The organism is Comamonas kerstersii (assembly GCF_002056725.1).
Classification (GTDB): domain Bacteria; phylum Pseudomonadota; class Gammaproteobacteria; order Burkholderiales; family Burkholderiaceae_C; genus Comamonas; species Comamonas kerstersii.
Genome location: NZ_CP020121.1, coordinates 3,067,677 through 3,082,012, shown reverse-complemented (window position 1 = coordinate 3,082,012; position 14,336 = coordinate 3,067,677). Strand labels below are relative to the sequence as shown.

General features: G+C 56.5%; 16 protein-coding genes. All 16 read right to left on the bottom strand.

Translation table 11 applies throughout. From position 1 onward, the window contains the following. The 16 genes from B5M06_RS14495 to B5M06_RS14440 all read right to left on the bottom strand — a co-directional run bounded on the left by B5M06_RS14495 (position 1) and on the right by B5M06_RS14440 (position 14,276). The gene (locus B5M06_RS14495) at positions 1–528 is read right to left on the bottom strand and encodes a hypothetical protein (RefSeq protein WP_054066064.1); all 528 of its coding nucleotides are present in this window, start codon (positions 526–528) and stop codon (positions 1–3) included. A gap of 57 nt (positions 529–585) precedes the next feature. Beyond that, a complete protein-coding gene (locus tag B5M06_RS17130; RefSeq protein ID WP_162777396.1) occupies positions 586–768 on the bottom strand; it encodes a hypothetical protein in 183 nt (60 codons plus the stop codon). After that, entirely contained in the window at positions 765–1,364 is a 600-nt protein-coding gene (locus B5M06_RS17125; RefSeq protein WP_162781739.1) for a hypothetical protein, read from the bottom strand. The genes B5M06_RS17130 and B5M06_RS17125 overlap by 4 nt, the downstream gene beginning before the upstream one ends. 211 nt (positions 1,365–1,575) lie before the next feature. Then, a complete protein-coding gene (locus tag B5M06_RS14490) occupies positions 1,576–2,106 on the bottom strand; it encodes a hypothetical protein (protein ID WP_054066063.1) in 531 nt (176 codons plus the stop codon). Then, on the bottom strand, positions 2,103–3,884 hold the full coding sequence (locus B5M06_RS14485; protein WP_162781738.1) for a hypothetical protein: 1,782 nt from the start codon (positions 3,882–3,884) through the stop codon (positions 2,103–2,105). The genes B5M06_RS14490 and B5M06_RS14485 overlap by 4 nt, the downstream gene beginning before the upstream one ends. Positions 3,885–3,913: 29 nt before the next feature. Then, positions 3,914–4,819 (bottom strand): hypothetical protein, encoded by a 906-nt coding sequence (locus B5M06_RS14480; RefSeq protein ID WP_054067421.1) that lies wholly within the window; start codon positions 4,817–4,819, stop codon positions 3,914–3,916. Then, on the bottom strand, positions 4,816–4,974 hold the full coding sequence (locus B5M06_RS17120) for a hypothetical protein (RefSeq protein WP_162777459.1): 159 nt from the start codon (positions 4,972–4,974) through the stop codon (positions 4,816–4,818). The genes B5M06_RS14480 and B5M06_RS17120 overlap by 4 nt, the downstream gene beginning before the upstream one ends. Then, on the bottom strand, positions 4,971–6,440 hold the full coding sequence (locus B5M06_RS14475; protein WP_162781737.1) for an EF-hand domain-containing protein: 1,470 nt from the start codon (positions 6,438–6,440) through the stop codon (positions 4,971–4,973). Before B5M06_RS14475 ends, B5M06_RS17120 begins: the two co-directional genes overlap by 4 nt. A gap of 222 nt (positions 6,441–6,662) precedes the next feature. Beyond that, positions 6,663–7,043: a hypothetical protein gene (locus B5M06_RS17265; RefSeq protein WP_162777420.1), complete on the bottom strand. Its 381-nt coding sequence runs from the start codon at positions 7,041–7,043 to the stop codon at positions 6,663–6,665. Beyond that, positions 7,040–9,928, bottom strand: coding sequence for a calcium-binding protein (locus tag B5M06_RS17675; RefSeq protein ID WP_080025275.1), 2,889 nt, complete (start codon positions 9,926–9,928; stop codon positions 7,040–7,042). Before B5M06_RS17675 ends, B5M06_RS17265 begins: the two co-directional genes overlap by 4 nt. A 13-nt stretch (positions 9,929–9,941) precedes the next feature. Continuing rightward, entirely contained in the window at positions 9,942–10,271 is a 330-nt protein-coding gene (locus tag B5M06_RS17115) for a hypothetical protein (protein WP_162777451.1), read from the bottom strand. Beyond that, the gene (locus B5M06_RS14460; protein ID WP_054067039.1) at positions 10,268–11,080 is read right to left on the bottom strand and encodes a hypothetical protein; all 813 of its coding nucleotides are present in this window, start codon (positions 11,078–11,080) and stop codon (positions 10,268–10,270) included. The genes B5M06_RS17115 and B5M06_RS14460 overlap by 4 nt, the downstream gene beginning before the upstream one ends. Then, on the bottom strand, positions 11,077–11,307 hold the full coding sequence (locus B5M06_RS14455) for a hypothetical protein (RefSeq protein WP_058879662.1): 231 nt from the start codon (positions 11,305–11,307) through the stop codon (positions 11,077–11,079). The genes B5M06_RS14460 and B5M06_RS14455 overlap by 4 nt, the downstream gene beginning before the upstream one ends. Next, on the bottom strand, positions 11,304–11,504 hold the full coding sequence (locus B5M06_RS14450) for a P-loop NTPase family protein (RefSeq protein WP_054067041.1): 201 nt from the start codon (positions 11,502–11,504) through the stop codon (positions 11,304–11,306). The genes B5M06_RS14455 and B5M06_RS14450 overlap by 4 nt, the downstream gene beginning before the upstream one ends. A gap of 13 nt (positions 11,505–11,517) precedes the next feature. After that, entirely contained in the window at positions 11,518–12,060 is a 543-nt protein-coding gene (locus tag B5M06_RS14445) for a hypothetical protein (RefSeq protein ID WP_054067042.1), read from the bottom strand. Continuing rightward, positions 12,057–14,276 carry a peptidase domain-containing ABC transporter gene (locus B5M06_RS14440; protein WP_080025274.1) on the bottom strand — a complete coding sequence of 740 codons (2,220 nt, stop codon included), beginning with the start codon at positions 14,274–14,276 and terminating at the stop codon, positions 12,057–12,059. The genes B5M06_RS14445 and B5M06_RS14440 overlap by 4 nt, the downstream gene beginning before the upstream one ends. Positions 14,277–14,336 lie beyond the last annotated feature (60 nt).

The window sequence follows — 14,336 nt, the reverse complement described above, 5'->3', positions numbered from 1 at the left end:
TCAGCCTCCTATCCTGATGAAAAATGCAAATACGCCAAAGAAAATCATCCAGATCGTTGTCCCGGCAGCGCTGAAAAAAATCCCGATCCAATAAACGAACTCTTCTCTCTTAAGTCGTGGGTACAGTTCCATCTCTACGACCTGCTTAGGATTTGGAAAACCCCATTGTTTTGTCGGGTGCCATCCTCCTGGATAGTCATTGACCCGCCAGTTCAGAACGAGGAATAGAGCCAGAAGAACAAAAAACAGCACCATTGCCCAACCACTAAGGGAGGAGAAATCATGGAAAACTCGCTCAGCGACGGGCGTGGTCTCAATTACGGCGCGCCAGCCCTTCGAGAACATCGGTAGCAACACGACCACGAACCCGACCAGGGCAAAGGCTGCCTGCAGCGGGTACGACCACTTGGCGAGCCACGTTGCAGCTGCCTTATGGAATCTACGCCGCGCAAGAACTGCCGGATCAGCAGGCTCCGTTGGCTCGGTCAGGCCGTGGATTTTTCTAAGCCGCTCTTTGCCTAATGCCATCAAGAATCCTCCTTCACCAAACTCATATGCATGGCATGCTGCCCCATATTCACCACCTCAAACTGTCCGCACCATTGGGAACATGGTCGCGAGACTGCCTGCTGCGGTAATGGTTCCGGAAATCGTTGCCCCCGTATTTCCATCACGCGCGCTGACAGAGGCATTGATGACTCCGTCAACAGCGCCAACCTGTCCGCCAAGATTTCCAAGAACCAAGGTGACTGTCGATGGATTGCTCATTTTTCACGGCTCCTAAAATTGATGAAAAAAGATAGAGATTTCAAGGCAAAAAAAACCAGAGCAGCCCCTGTGGCAATGATTAACAGGAACCAATTTTTTTGGTACGGATTTCTTGGGTAACTCTGAACCCAGGTGTCTGCATAATGATTTGTCGCGACAATTTTTTTTCCAAAATTGTCGTGCATGCTTAACCTCTTGATTATTCCTTTTCCCGGCGAAATTTCTGTTACATCAGCAATATCAACAAAAGCGGGCTCGCCAGAATAATCCTCTCGACACACGACTTCTTTCAATCCGTCGCACGGAGATACGAAAACTCTTTTGCCTCTGTACGTAAGAACGATAACGGGTGGGGATTTGCCTCCACCTCCAAGTCTTAGGTTCACATTTTTGAAGCTTTTCTCTAACGGTGACCTATACAGCTGAGAAGAATCCCATATGTCAACAGAAAGGAAAGGGGTCAAACATATCAATGCAACGATTGCTGTATATTTTGAAACCACTCGGGATTTCTCTAACGCAGTGAGTGGCCGACCTATGCGCTGCTCTTCACTGTCAAAAATTGACTTTTCTGACGAAATTCCTCGCCACCTCATTAAATATCCTCCCTCACCAAACTCATGTGCATGGCATGCTGCCCCATATTCACCACCTCATCCACCTGCAAGCCCTTGGGGACTTATGCAGAGGTTCCCTAGAGAGTACGCGTGGCGGAAGGCATCTGCATCGCCATTTACCGGCCCTGTTAGTCCGTAGCTGTCTGAGTATTGCTGGGCCCTATCATGAAGATCACCGATATAGGACATTTTATTCCCTTTCAGATGATGCAATTCCAACGCGCTTTTCGCCCGTTGCTTGGTTAATGAATACTGAGAACTTCAACCGTACCCCTGTGGCACATTCCACACTTTTTCTACCGATCTCATCCTTCCATTCAACAGGATCAAAATCATTGGAGTCAACAGGACTGGAGAGCGGGTACTTATAACGATTAACTTTATCCAAAGCCAGCACCCCTTTGGAATAACGCAACAAAACCCAAAAACCTTCTTCGCCCCGAAAATTAGCCTTGTCTAGCTGAGAGTTAATGGCGTCCACGGCCAATATATCTGGCAGAGACCTCAACCTATTCTGATACGCCTGCAATGCACATACGGTATCTGCATCGGATATGCTGTATGGAAATGTAGCCTGATAATCTCCTGCCATCAAGTCAGAAAAATAGGTTTCAATATCCGAGTTGTTTTTTGCATAGAAAAGCAAAGCCACGCATAACGATAGGAGAATAAACTTTATGAGCCACCCCATAATTTTTTGGCTCTGTATCAATTCGCTCATATCACCGCTCTCCAGATCGCATCATTGGTGCTGGCGGTCTGGCTCTTGCCGTCCGGCAGGTTGAAGAAATACTGGCCGTTGAAGGCCTCGAGCGCGTGCAGTTTCTGGTTCCAGCTGTCGATGAGCTCGCGGTAGTGCGCGCTGAGGTAGCTCGCGCCAATGTCAGTCGATAGCGCGCCGGTCATACCCTCAAAGGTCAGCGGGCCTGCCGTCTGGGCAGCGACGAAACCGACGCTGTCAATGTGGTCGGAGCGCCGGTCGTTGCCGAAGGCTTCGTACTGGATGATGTATTGGCCCTGGGCGCGCGCATCCAGGTTTTTTGCCATACCGGAGGTATCGGCCCAGGCGGAGAGGAGTGGGTCGAGGAGCGCCTTTTGCTCGGCACGGGTGGCGGCGTTCTGGAATTGGGCCAGCAGGCTGGCCACGCCGTCCGACTGGGTCGCGGCTTGCCGAAGCTCGCGCACGTTGCCCGCTCCTTGCATGTTGGGCAGGGTTTTGAGGGCTTCGGGGACTTCGATCTGTTCGGCAAATTTCGTATTGAAGGTGTCGGTGGCAAGATTGAATTCGCCCATGGCCGAGGTCGTGCCATCGGTGCGGGTGAAGCTGCCTTCGCGGGTGAGCTGGTTGCCGTTGGCGAGGTTCTGGTTCTTGAGGGTGTGGGCGAGGTTGAGGCTGACGATGCCGGCGTCGGCGAGGGAAATCAGTTCGCCGGCGCCCGTCGCCCCGTTCTGGTCGGCATCGCGCCAAAGTTTGAGTTCGGCAAAGGCCGGGTCAGAAGCGTCGATGATGCCGTCGCCGTTGCTGTCCAAGGCGGCGAGTGCGGCAAAGCCGTTCGGAGCCAGCGTGCCGTTGGGAAGAGGTGTGAAGTCGCCAAAGAGTTCGGCGCCGGTGTCGATGGTGCCGTTGCCGTTTCTGTCCCAGACCAGCAGGGCGTCGCCCTGACCCACCCAGCCGGTGCGGGTGAGGATGCCATCGCCGTCGTGGTCGAAATAGACGTTGCTGGCGAGTCCCACCGTCTCCAGGCCATCGCCGTCGAGGTCGAGGAGGATGGGGTCGCGGGGCCAGACCCAGTTTTTGGCGCGGTCCCACCATTCTTTGATGTTTTTTGACCAATCATCAAAATGCTTCTTCCACGTATCAGTTACGATGCCCCACTTCTCGGAAAAATCGTCAAAATGCTGCCTCCATTTGTCGATTCTGTCCCGCATTTCCGGGATCTGATCACGATAAAAATCCATCAACTCAATAAGTCGCTGGTTTATCTCCAGCGCATCAACGCCATCGCCGCCGGTGTCGCGTAATTTTTCCCAGAGGCGCTCAACCGCCTCATCACCTGATCTCTCTCGGATTATCTCCATGGGTGTATTGATGGTCCAGTTGTCTAGTCCGAGACCATTGTCCTGAAAAACCCTTTCGTGAATATCCTTCGTTTCCTTGTATGTCAAATCCCTATCAAGCTTGCCGCCATTGTTATCAGCAATCTCTTTATATTTTTCCAGAGTCTTGTCCGCCATATCGGTGCGAATCTTATCGATCTGCTGCGGAGTCAGATTTCTGCACTGATCGCCGCCCATTCCCATGATGGCGGTTTCTCGCAAATATTTCAGCGCGGCATTCCCAGCAAACGAATCGCCTCTTGCAACGCCTTCAGCCCAACCGGCATAGTTATATCCTTGAGCATAAAGCCAGTTGTATGCATCAGCTGCTGCTGCTGCCCCTCCGGATTGTAAGGACTGTTGCAGTGATTGAAGTTGAGCGCTGGTGACAGTTTGTGGCACGGCGTATTTCCTCGATAATCAATGGACAATTACTTGTTTGGCGAATTTTTGGGTGGTGAATGACTGGCGGACTCTTCGCGAACTTCGAAGCCAGTCAGCAAATCTATTGTTTTTTTTCTAATCTCTTGCCACTCTGATAGGCGCGCTCTGTTAAAGCGGACATCAACGTACACTCTCGCCTTGGGCTCCAACGAGAAATCCATACTGCAACTTGCCACGCCACCAGGTACATAGGTTCTGCCACATGAAATATAGGTGTCGGCCAATCCAGATGGCGCGAAGTGAAAATATTTGTCGTCAACCTTGTCACTGTCTTTCGCAGGTTTGCCTGTATGAGGGTCAAGACCAGCAACTACATAAGCATCCAGCCCATAAACCTTACTTGGCAATCGTTCATAGTTTGAAAACCAAAACTCCGTTGGTTTTGCAATGCTGTCAATTACTATCCTTGCTTGCCTATCAACGGCCATAGCTCCCAATTTCGGATAAATTGACCCAGCGTTGACTCCAATGCTAATCCATGGTGATTCCTGCTTAAGGAATTGCTGACGCCTGTTTTCTCTCAATTCCGAGCTTTCCTGGCATCTCATATCCGTCATGCGGATATCGATTCCAAAGCTGCGCAGTTTCGATTCGAAGGTGCGTTCAGGAGCAGTCCCTTTGCGCTTCTCGCCAAATCCCGGATCGTCGTCGTATTCCACATATTCAACGCAGTGCCGGGGAATGCGAACTTTCATTCCGCCAAGGTCGCCAACAACATCTTTCGGGGTGTACTGCGCCAGCGCCATTTCCGGCGGCTGAAACCCAAATAACCGGTTTTTTATCCTCTGAAACTCCCAGAAGACATAACCGCTGGCTATTGACAGTCCTATCAATAAATAAACTATCCAGCGCCATGCCCGCCAACGATTGCTGTACTTGTTTTCGCCGCTCATATCTCGTCCTTCACCAAACTCACCTGCCGGGCATGCTGCCCCATATTCACCACCTCATCCACCTGCAAGCCCTTGGGCACCTGGTGCGTGATGAAGATCATCGTCACCTTGCCTTTGAGCCGGTTGATCGTCTGCGCGAAGTGCTCGGCGGTCATGCAGCCACCTGCCAGAGAGGATCATTGGCCCCATCGGTCTGGCTCTTTTTCTCGGGCAGGTTGAAGAAGTACTGGCCGTTGAAGGCTTCGAGCACGTGCAGCTTGCGGCTCCAGTCACTGATCAGGTTGCGGTAGCGTTCGGAGAGGTACAGGCCGCCTGCGTCGGACATCAGTCCTGCACTGCCGCTCACGCTGCCGGAGGAGATCGCCGCGAAGGCCACGGTGTCGATGCTGCTTGAGCGGCGCTCGTTGCCGAAGGCTTCGTAGACGATGCGGTATTTGCCAGAGGCCCGCTCTTCCAGGCTCTTGGCCATGCCGGAGGTGTCGGCCCAGGCGGTGATGAGTTGATCGAGCAGGGCTTTTTGTTCGGCGCGCGTGCCCGCGTTCTGAAACTGGGCGAGAACACCGGCGAGGCTGCTGGATTGGGCGGCGGCCTGCTGCAATTCGCGCACGTTGCCGGCGCCGCCCATGGTGGGCAGGGTTTTGAGGGGCTCGGGGACTTCGACCGGTTCGGCGAAGCGGGTGTTGAACGTGTCGGTGGCGAGGCGGAATTCGCCCATGGCGGACGTTGAGCCGTCGGCACGGGTGAATGTCCCTTCGCGGGCGAGCGTGTTGCCGTTGGCCAGGCGCTGGTTCTTGAGGCTGTGGGCGAGGTTGAGGCTGACGATGCCGGCGTCCGCCAGCGAAACGAGTTCGCCGCCTTGCGAGACGCCGTCTTGCGAAATATCGCGCCAGAGCTTCAATTCTGCGAAGGCGGGGTCGGTGGCGTCGATCACGCCGTCGCCATTCGCATCCAATGCGGCGAGGGCTGCAAATCCATTCGGGGCGAGGGTGCCGTTGGGCAGTACGGTGAAGTCGCCGAACAACTCCGCGCCGGTGTCGATGGTGCCGTTACCGTTTCTGTCCCACACCAGCAGGGCGTCGTTCGCACCCGCCCAGCCGGTCTTGGTGAGCACGCCGTCGCCATCGTGGTCGAAATAGACGTTGCTGGCCAGGCCGACCGTCTCTAAACCGTCGCCGTCGAGGTCGAGGATGATGGGGTCGCGGGGCCAGACCCAGTTTTTGGCGCGGTTGAAAATATCTCCGAGAGGCGAGAACTTGAGTGGTTCAAAGCGATCTGGTATCCCGTTACCGTCCAGATCATAAGGGGTGCATTCTTTGGGCTGGGTTCCCGGAAAAGGAAATTCCCGCCACCAGTTTGGATCATCAGGTGACGGTATACCTTGAGGCGGCCAGCGTGGTGGCCAATTTGTTTCCGTTGTCGGTAGCCGGTCGTTCGGGTCCGGAGTGGCATCATTCTTTGGATTCCCGTCCCATTCGCTAGGCGGTCGCCAAGATGCAGTATTAGGATCTGTTGAATTTGTCGAACCATTCGACACGGCCTTCCGAGCTCGCTCCAAGACTTCCTGCCATGATCGAGCATTCTTGCCGATACCAATCCCGACATCATTGTTGTGTTTATCCATTGCTGCACGGTCAGGCGGATTGTCTCTTTCTCTCCATTCCCCCCCATGCTCTGACTACGGATTCCGGATACCCTTGTCGTACAGCCTCGGCAGCAGCAAGGATGTGTCTGTAGGCATCTGCCGGACCATCCTGACGCCCAGGAAGTTGAGATGCCACAGCCTCGCGTTCTGCTCTTGCGTAAATTTCCCATGGAAAGTTCATCACCTCGTCTCCTCAATAATCTATTGAAAACATTTGCATTTGAGAGTGTGGTCGTAAATCTCGACCGAACAACTATCGCTCCCTTGCAGGTTTACTTGGCAAGAGAAGTTTTTTTGAACCTCGCTGTCCTTAATCGCAACATCGAGAGAAATTTCCTTGATAGGAAAAACGCCCCAAAATGAGTCGATTTGATGGCGGTCTAAAAAGTCGGACGACTTGAAAATGAGTCCCTTGGATGCATTCACCTCTACGATATTTACCGATTGCTGTCGGAAGTTTTGTACCGTAAATGACACAAAACTCGTGTTAACCAAGAATATTAGAAGTACTGCAACAGCGATCAGGAGAAAAAATCCTCCTAGCAGCCTGGCTATAGGGGCGGACACATGTATCTTGTTCATGCCGCTATCCTCCACGCCTTATTCGCCGCCTCGCCGTCCCGCCAGCGCCGACCTTTGCAGGCCAGCACCAGATCCTCGCCGCTGCGGATGAGCTTCACGTCCGATGGCAGAACGCCTTCCTTGAAACGCAAGGTATCGCTGTTGCCGGCGGTGGTGTCCCCGTCGATCACCGTGTCCTGGCCGTCGCCCCGGCCGAAGAGGTAGGTGTCGTTGCCGTTGGCGGAGATTTGCGGCGTGGTGTTGCGCTCCACCCGATAGCTGCCGTTCTCGTATATCCAGTTCCAGCCGGTGGAGCCGATCAAGAGATCATTGCCCGCACCGCCATCGATCACGTCGTTACCGCCGTTACCGATCAGCGTGTCATTGCCCGCCTGGCCGGCGATCGCGTCGCCGGCGCTGGAGCCGTGGATCACGTCGTCGTTCTCTGTGGTCGCGGCCACGGTGGCGCGCAGCGCATCGTCGTGGCTCCACACCGTGCCGTCGTCGAAGACGTACTGGCCGACGCCGTTCTGGCCCCACCAGTAGCCGCCGCGCGACACGGACAGCGTCTCGCCCGTATCGACAATGGTGAAGACGAGGTTGTCGGCGTAGTCGGCGGTGACCCGGATGTCCGCTGGATTCAGACCCAGCAAGCGCACGGTGTCGCGCTGCACGCCGTTCTCGGCGATGTCAACGATGGTGTCGTTGCCGTAGCCGCGCCCGAAGACGTAGGTGTCGGCCCCGGATTCGCCGTAGAGCAGGTCGTCGCCCGCGCCGCCGGAGATCAGGTCGTCACCGTCCCCACCGTAGATGCGATCATCGCCGCCCTGGCCGAACAGACGGTCGTTGCCGTTGTAGCCATAGAGGGTGTCGTTGCCGTCGCCCGCCAGCACGATGTCGGCCTTATCGGTGAGCCAAGCGTTGTCGTCACCACCGGTGAGCGTGCGCACCTTGAATTCATCGAGCAGGGCCGCGATGCCCGCCGTCTGCGGTAGGGTTTCGACGAGGTTGTCGAAGTCGGAAAGCCCCACCCAGTTGGTGCCGGAGAGGAAACCATTGGCGTAGCGGTCCAGGTCGAGCAGGTCGGCGAGATAGTTCTCGGGATCGGTTGCTTTTTTCTCTGCCAGTTTCTGGTTTAGTGCCGCAGCATCCAGCCGGATACCGTCGTTGTCGATGACGAGTTCGATCTGGTCGAGGTACGGTTTCAGTCGCGTTTGCATCACCAGGCTGGCGTAAACGCTTTCCTTGAGGCTGTCGTAGGCTTGTTGCAGCAGATCGAGCTGGCCTTGCGAGAAATTCACGCGCAAGGTGGGGTAGGCTGCGATGGCCATCGCCCCCGAGCCGCCGCCGCCCGAACCGGCCGAGATGGCCAAGCCCCAGTTCGCCCCGGCGGTCTGGCTCTTCTGCTCGGGCAGGTTGAAGAAGTACTGACCGTTGAAGGCTTCGAGCACGTGCAGCTTGCGGCTCCAGTCACTGATCAGGTTGCGGTAGCGTTCGGAGAGGTACAGGCCGCCTGCGTCGGACATCAGTCCTGCACTGCCGCTCACGCTGCCGGAGGAGATCGCCGCGAAGGCCACGGTGTCGATGCTGCTTGAGCGGCGCTCGTTGCCGAAGGCTTCATAGACGATGCGGTATTTGCCAGAGGCCCGCGCTTCCAGGCTCCCCGCCATGCCGGAGGTGTCGGCCCAGGCGGTGATGAGGGTATCGAGCAGGGCCTTCTGCTCGGCGCGCGTTGCGGCGGATTGGAACTGGGCCAGCACCGCCGCGACGCTGCCGGATTGCGCGGCGGCCTGCCAGAGTTCGCGCACGGAGCCTGAGCCTTGCATGTCGGGCAGGCTCTTGAGGGATTCGGGGACTTCGATCGCGTTGGCGAACTTGGTGGAAAAGGTGTCGGTGGCGAGGCGGAATTCGCCCATGGCCGAGGTCGTGCCATCGGTGCGGGTGAAGCTGCCTTCGCGGGTGAGCTGGTTGCCGTTGGCAAGATTCTGGTTCTTGAGGGTGTTGGCCAGATTCAGGCTGAGGATGCCCGCATCGGCGAGGGAAATCAGTTCGCCGGCGCCCGTCGCCCCGTTCTGGTCGGCATCGCGCCAAAGTTTGAGTTCGGCAAAGGCCGGGTCGGAGGCGTCGATCACGCCGTCGCCGTTTGAATCGAGGGCGGCGAGGGCGGCAAAGCCGTTGGGAGCGAGGGTTCCATTGGGCATCGGCGTGAAGTCGCCGAAGAGTTCGGCGCCGGTGTCGATGGCGCCGTTGCCGTTGCGGTCCCAGACCAGCAGGGCGTCGTTCGCGCCGGCCCAGCCGGTCTGGGTCAATACCCCGTCGCCGTCGTGATCGAAATAGACGTTGCCGGCCAGGCCGACAGTCTCCAAACCATCGCCGTCCAAGTCGAGGATGATGGGGTCGCGGGGCCAAACCCAATTTTTGGCGCGGTTGAAAAGATCATTGAAATACTTTTGAATATCATAGGGCGTCGGGATATTTTGCCCAAGCCACTCACCGAATTTTTGGCCGTAGACTGGTCCATATTTCAGCAAGATCGATAAAGCGGTAAGGCCAAGTGCAGCAGCTTTCGCTTGCGGTATAGGTGCAAGTGCCAAACGGGCGGCCACGGCTGAAGCTATTGCAGCCATGTCAGATGCTGTTGCGCTTACGTTCTGAACAGAGGCACCATTATCTGCGATATTTTTGATGTTTTGAATCGCACTTACCATATTCAGCGGAATGAGCGCCGTGTTGGCCATATAAAGGCCGACCGTCGAAGCTGTGCCGACTTGGGGTAGCGTAGACGCAATATTCAAACCTGCTGTCACAATGGTATTTACATCACCATTACTTGTGACTACCTGCCCAGCAGATTCGCCAACCGTCACGCCGTTCAGAAAACTTTCGAGATTGCCGCCTGTAACCATAATTCATCTCCCTTTAAATCGAACCATATTTAGATAGGTGAGTGAATGCATAACCAATCATTAAAGCCGCCATAATTGGCATTAGCCTGAGCAAAATATTGACGCTTCGCGGCGCATCCTTTCGAATATTCCATTGACCATGATCACTCAATTCGAAATATCTTCGAAGCATTGGACGCTCAAGAAACTTAGCGACGACAATTGCAATGAGTGGCAGCCAAAGAAAGAGTATTTTTGCAAGCTGCTCATAACCTACTCCAATCAGAAGCGACGATAACGCTATGGCGCTAACCAGACAGACAAAGTAAACGAATAGCCAAACCCCTTCCTTCGCAATGCTCACGCCGCCACCCTCCGCATCTCATCATTCGCACACTCGCCGCCCCGCCAGCGCCGACTTTTGCGCACGTCCGCCAGCGCCACGCCTTCCTTGAAGCGCAGGGTGTCGCTGTTACCGGCGGTGGTGTCGCCGTCGATCACCGTGTCCTGGCCGTCGCTCCGGCCAAAGAGGTAGGTGTCATCGCCGTTCGAGTCCAAGGCAGCGAGCGCGGCAAAACCATTCGGGGCGAGGGTGCCATTGGGAAGGGGCGTGAAGTCGCCGAACAGTTCCGCGCCGGTGTCGATGCGACCGTTCGCATTTCTGTCCCAGACCAGGAGGGCGTCGTCCTTGCCCACCCAGCCGGTCTTGGTCAATACACCGTCGCCGTCGTGGTCGAAGTAGATATTCGAGGCGAGGCCGACGGTTTCGAGGCCGTCGCCGTCAAGGTCGAGAATGATGGGGTCGCGGGGCCAGAGCCAGGTTTTAGCGCGGTCGTAAAAGTCTGAAATCTTGTCCCAGTTGTCGTAAATGAACAGTCCGCCGCTGGCGATAGTAAATGCGCCGCGTATCCACGGATTGACTTGTGCAATCGTCAACCCAAGACCGAGTAGCAGGTCTCCGGTCTTTTGAATCACATTGGCATAATCACCGCCGGTTGCTGTGCCATTGGCCATTTTCTCCCCAAGCGCGCCGACGGACGCCGCCCATGCAGCTTGACCGACAACCAATTTGGCATACCCCATGCCGAAAGTGCCGGCTATGCTGTTTCCAATCTGGCTGGCAACAAAACTGGCGGCAGCAGTCCCTGCTGCCGCATTCTGAATCGCACTCATGATTTTCCTCCCATCATTACGCCCATAACTACGAAAATAAGCCCAACAACCAAAGTCGGTATCCATAGCCTATTCGCCAATGAAACCCACGCCTTGGTTCGCGGGTGCCGCGCATAGAAGTCGGCCAGTTCACCCTTCGGGTCCCGCCACACTTCAAGCCATGAATACCCCCAAATAGCGCAAAAAATCAGCATCGCCGCGCCGACTGCTGTAAAAAACTGGCTCACGTGTTCTCCTCCTTCACCAAACTCATATGCATGGCATGGCTCCCCATATTCACGACCTCATCCACTTGCAAGCCCTTGGGCACTTGGTGCGTGATAAAAATCATCGTCACCTTGCCTTTGAGCCGGTTGATGGTTTGCGCAAAATGCTCGGCGGTCTGTTGATCCAGGTTCGAAATCGCCTCGTCGAAAATCAGCACCTTGGGACGCTTTTCAGCCTCCTTTCATGGAAAATAAAACGGAAATTCCACCAAGCAGAACAAACCACATGAATGTCGCCAGCCATATGCCGCCTGCGCTATCGGCAAAAAACACCCTTTCCTCCAATTTTGTTCTTGGATAAAGCTCGCCCTGCTTGATATTTTTGGGGGATCGAACATGGTTGATATTGATGGGGTAGCCGTATTCCGAGTGGCTTTTTCCGTCAATTTTGCTGGCCGAGTAGAAATAAAAAACCAGACCAACAGCGAGGCATAAATACAGCGTGCCAGTCAAACCGGAAAACTCTCTGTGAATCCACGAAACAATCGGAATAGAGGAAATAACCTCATACCAAGCTTTGTTGAGTTTCGGCATGAGCACAATAGTGAAGGCCAGAGGCGCGAAGATCAGGTGTAGTCGAGTGGTCCACTTGATCTCCCAATTCACGATTGCTTCGTGAATTGGTCGTCGACCAATGACATCGGGATCAGCTGGGTCCTTTGGTGGCCTGATTCCATGAATTTTTCGCCACTGATCTTTGCTCAACTGCTTCATTTGTCTTCCTTCACCAAACTCATGTGCATGGCATGCTGCCCCATATTCACCACCTCATCCACTTGCAAGCCCTTGGGTATCTGGTGCGTGATGAAGATCATCGTGACCTTGCCTTTGAGCCGGTTGATGGTTTGCGCAAAATGCTCGGCGGTCTGTTGATCCAGATTCGAAATCGCCTCGTCGAAGATCAGCACCTTGGGGCGCTTGAGTAGCGCGCGGGCAATGGCAATGCGCTGGCGCTGCCCGCCCGATAGCCCGGTGCCGCGCTCACCGATCTCGGTCTGGTAGCCCTGCGGCAGCTTCTCGATCACCTCGTGGATTTCCGCCGCCTTGCAGGCTGCGATCACGTCCTCGAAGCTGGCGTGCGGGTGCGCCATGGCCAGGTTGTCGTAGACCGTGCCGGAGAACAGCACCGTTTCTTGCGGCACCACGCCGAAGGTGGCGCGCAGTTCGTTGGCCGCCAGTTGCCGGATGTCTCGCCCGTCGAGCAGGATTTGCCCTTCCTGCGGCCAGTAAAAGCCCTGCATCAGCTTGGCCAGCGTGCTCTTGCCGCAGCCACTGGGGCCCATCAGTACTGTGAGCTTGCCGGTGGGGATGGCCAGACTCAGGTTCCGGTAGAGCCAAGGGTGCTGCTCGGAGTAGCGGAAGCCCACGTCCAGGATGTCGATGCGGCCTTCGCCGCCGGCGGCGCGTTGCGGGGTGAGGGTGAAGGGTTCCTGCGGCATGTCCAGGATGTCGCCCAGGCGCTTGACGGAAATGCTGGCCTGCTGGAATTCCTGCCACAGCCCGACCAGGCGCAGCAGCGGCTGGCTCATGCGGCTGGCGAACATCTGGAAGGCCACCAGCATGCCCACCGTCATCCCCGCTTCGGGCTGCATCACGAGCCACGCCCCCACGATGAGGATGGACAGCGTCATCACCTGCTCCAGCCCGTTGGCGACGACGTTGTAGGTGTTGCCGACCTGCTTGGTGGCGAAGCCCGCCGAGAGGTACTGGGCCAGATAGGTGCCGTAGCGCTTGCCGACATCCGGCTCCAGTTGCAGGGATTTCACCGTGGCCATGCCCGCCAGGTATTCGGTGAGAAAGGCTTGATTCCTTGCGCCGAGCAGGAACTGCTTGTCCAGCCGCTCGCGAAAGATCGGCACCATGATGAGGCTGGCGATGACGATCAGCGTCAAGATGCCCAGCGCGATCAGCGTGAGCTGCCAGCTGTAGGAGAACATCACCGCCAGGAAGATGAGCAGGAAGGGCAGATCGAGTACCAGGCTCACCGCCGCGCCGGAAATGAACTCGCGCAGCTGCTCCACGCCGTGCAGACGCGCCACCAGGGTGCCGGTGGGCCGCGCCTCGAAGTACGGCAGCGGTAGGTGCAGCAGGTGCTTCAACACCTTCTCGCCCAGCACGGCGTCGATGCGGCTGCCGGTGTGCAGCACCAGATACTGGCGCAGCCAAGTCATGCCGCTGGTGAAGAACATGAACACCACCAGCGCCACGCCCAGCACGATGAGGGTGCTCTCGGAGTGATGGGCGATGACCTTGTCGATGATGACCTGGGTGAAGAGCGGTGTGGCCAGGCCGACCAACTGGATGGCGAGGCTGGCGAGCAGTACATCCCGCCAGATGCGCTTGTGGCGCAGCAGTTCGGGCACGAACCAGGAGAAGCCGAAGGGCTTTTTCTGGGTTTCGGGCGATGCGGTTTTGCTGACCGATTCGGAAACGGGTGGCTCGGCCTGGGCCACCAGCAGCAGTACCGGTGCCGCTTGGGCGCGGGCGGCGTCGAGCGCCACGGTCTCCGGGGCCGACTGGCCGGGTTTGACCCAAGCCAGGGTGTCGTCACCGTGCTGGACGATCAGCGCCGGGGTGAGCGGGATGCGGGAGGGTGGCGGGGGTGACGCGGCATTTGTATCTTCGCCAGAGCCTGCCTGCGTAGCTTCAGCCGCGGGCGTAGGCAACAGCGCCACGGCGGGCAGCGGCAAGGCCGACAGCCCTGATGACTGGCCATCAGGCCAATGCGCCAACCCGGCCTTGAGGCCGAGGGCGTCCAAGGCCTCGATCAGCGTGGGCAGATCGATAGGCGGCGGAAAACGCTTGATCACCAGCTCCGTATCGAAGGGCTGGCGATAGAAACCGGCCAGGCTCGCCAGGAGCCACAGCGCGGCTTGGGTGTCTACGTGTGTATCCGCATCAGCAGTCGTATCCTGATGCACTCCCTGCATGCTTTGTCCATCTTGTTTGTTATTCTGACGAAATACAGGTTGTGCGAGTGTAATGAGGGG

Excerpts from the sequence above, each read along its gene's own strand:
- B5M06_RS14495 (WP_054066064.1), bottom strand. The coding sequence starts at position 528 with ATGGCATTAGGCAAAGAGCGGCTTAGAAAAATCCACGGCCTGACCGAG.
- B5M06_RS17130 (WP_162777396.1), bottom strand. The coding sequence starts at position 768 with ATGAGCAATCCATCGACAGTCACCTTGGTTCTTGGAAATCTTGGCGGA.
- B5M06_RS17125 (WP_162781739.1), bottom strand. The coding sequence starts at position 1,364 with ATGAGGTGGCGAGGAATTTCGTCAGAAAAGTCAATTTTTGACAGTGAA.
- B5M06_RS14490 (WP_054066063.1), bottom strand. The coding sequence starts at position 2,106 with ATGAGCGAATTGATACAGAGCCAAAAAATTATGGGGTGGCTCATAAAG.
- B5M06_RS14480 (WP_054067421.1), bottom strand. The coding sequence starts at position 4,819 with ATGAGCGGCGAAAACAAGTACAGCAATCGTTGGCGGGCATGGCGCTGG.
- B5M06_RS17120 (WP_162777459.1), bottom strand. The coding sequence starts at position 4,974 with ATGACCGCCGAGCACTTCGCGCAGACGATCAACCGGCTCAAAGGCAAG.
- B5M06_RS14475 (WP_162781737.1), bottom strand. The coding sequence starts at position 6,440 with ATGGATAAACACAACAATGATGTCGGGATTGGTATCGGCAAGAATGCT.
- B5M06_RS17265 (WP_162777420.1), bottom strand. The coding sequence starts at position 7,043 with ATGAACAAGATACATGTGTCCGCCCCTATAGCCAGGCTGCTAGGAGGA.
- B5M06_RS17675 (WP_080025275.1), bottom strand. The coding sequence starts at position 9,928 with ATGGTTACAGGCGGCAATCTCGAAAGTTTTCTGAACGGCGTGACGGTT.
- B5M06_RS14460 (WP_054067039.1), bottom strand. The coding sequence starts at position 11,080 with ATGAGTGCGATTCAGAATGCGGCAGCAGGGACTGCTGCCGCCAGTTTT.
- B5M06_RS14445 (WP_054067042.1), bottom strand. The coding sequence starts at position 12,060 with ATGAAGCAGTTGAGCAAAGATCAGTGGCGAAAAATTCATGGAATCAGG.
- B5M06_RS14440 (WP_080025274.1), bottom strand. The coding sequence starts at position 14,276 with ATGCAGGGAGTGCATCAGGATACGACTGCTGATGCGGATACACACGTA.